General features: G+C 71.4%; 1 pseudogene. It reads left to right on the forward strand.

The window, feature by feature from the left end:
* A pseudogene (locus ACFW48_RS38615) lies at positions 1-1,828 on the forward strand (hypothetical protein); the annotation flags it as partial.
* Positions 1,829-2,093: the final 265 nt, after the last annotated feature.

The following is a 2,093-nucleotide window of genomic DNA, read 5'->3' on the forward strand; positions in this document are numbered from 1 at the left end:
CGCCCAGCACAGCGCTGCGGCCGGCCGGGCTCTTCCCGCCCTGCGCGGGGCCCGCCTCAGCCAGGACGATGCCGTCACCCTGCTGCTCGACGAGCCCGCCGACCCCCTCCCCCCGTTCGAGGCCGGCCCGGACACCCGAACCTGGGTCCTGGACCCGCAGGGCACCATCGCGAGCCCCGGGGAAGTGCACGACGTGCAGGCGCCCTATCCGGGGCTGGTCACCCTTGGCGCCGACGATCAAGGACTGCTGCTGGCCGACCTCACGACCTGCCGGGTCCTGCTCCTGGACGCCACCGACGACGAGGTCCTCGAAGTCGCCCGAGCCCTCGCGCTGGAACTGGGCACCTGCCGGTGGACCGACTACAGCGAGATCCTCACCACCGGTCTCGGTACCCGACTCGCCGGCCTGCTGCCGCAGGGCCGCATCCGCACGATGCCCCACCTGCCCGCCGTCGCCGCCGACCTCGGGGAACTCCTCCTCGAAGCCCATCAGAGCGGCGAGCAGGTCCTGCCCTGGCTTCTTATCGGCGCCGGCGACCACGCGGACACCGACGTCATCCAGCTCGCCGACGCCCTGTCCACCGCCCGTCACCTGCAGACTGCCGTGGTCCTGCCCGCCACCGACAGCACCCGCCGCGCGTTTCCCCACGCCGAAATCCTGGACGCGGCCCAGGGCAAGCAGACAGTCATGACTCTGCTGGAGACGCCGGTCACCCTGCAGCGAATCACCGACGAGCAGTACCGCGAGTACGTTCACGCCCTGGAGGTCTCCACCGAGGAGCCGGTCCCCGCAACCGGGCACTGGGAATTCAGCGAGGACCACGGCTCTGCTGCGGCCGCGGGCACCCCCCTCATGGTCCGCGTCACGGGCGCCGAGGCAGCACAGGACCCCGGCAATCCCTTCCCCGCCCTGTTTGCCGGGGCCGCCACCGCACCGCCGGCTGATCCCGACCTGCCGCACACCGCCGACACCAGCCCCGGCAAGGACGAGCAGGAGGACACCGAGGGAAGCGCCGGGTCTTCTCCGGCGCTCTCCCAGCAGGCTTCTGGGCCGAATGCCGAACCGGCCGGCCAGGGCGGTGGGGTGCGGATCGAGATGCTGGGGCCGCTGCGGATCACCGGCGGTACCGGCGCCACAGGCGCCCACACCCTGCGGACCACAGCCGTCGCCGCCCTGATCCACCTCCGGCCCGGCCGCACCCCCGAGTACCTGTGCCGGGCCATGGACCCCGTGAACCCGTGGAGCACCCGCACCCTGCACTCCCGGCTGTCCGAGCTCCGCAACGAGATCGGCCTGGCCGACGACGAGACCCCGCTGCTGCCCCGCCCGAAGAACGGCGCCGGATATGTCTTCCATCCCTCTGTGACGTCCGACTGGCAGCAGTTCCAGCAGCTGGCCACCGCCGGCCTGGCAGGCGGCCCGGCGCAGGGAATCGCCGACTTGGAGAGCGCGATGGCGCTGGTGCGTGGACGTCCGTTCGACGGCCGGACTCTGCCGTGGGCAGACCCAGTGATCCAGGAAATGCTGTCCCGGATCACCGACACCGCCCACACGCTCGCCCGCTGGCACACCGACGGCGACACACCCGACCTTGACGCCGCCCGCCGAACCGTACTGCACGCGCTGGACATCGAGGAAACGTCCGAAGTCCTCTACCGCGACCTACTCCACATCGAATGGGCGGCGGGAAATCCGGCAGTTGTACGCCGGACCGTCGCACGGCTTCAGCAGATGGCCCGCACCTACGACATCACCCTCGACGGCCTCACCGAGGACGCCATCGCGCTGGTTCTGTCCGACCGCCCCTCCCCCGTCACCGCGGGCTGACGCCGCCCACCGGCGAGTGGGGGCTGCCCAACGGCAGCAGCCCGACCAGGCGCCCTTTCCCGCGCCCGCAGCGGCGCGTAGGGCAAAAGAGGACCCGCCACGGGTCCGGTCAGGGCGGCGGTTCGTCACCCGTCAAGTGGTAGCCGGCGTAGGGCCGCAGGCGCAGCGCCTGCGAAAACAAGCGGGCCTTCCCCAATTGGGGAAGGCCGGCTCAATCATGGGCTTGGACACTCAGCGCGAGGTCCGAGTGGGATCCCTGCTACTG

The organism is Streptomyces sp. NPDC058812 (genome assembly GCF_042744565.1).
GTDB lineage: Bacteria > Actinomycetota > Actinomycetes > Streptomycetales > Streptomycetaceae > Streptomyces > Streptomyces thinghirensis.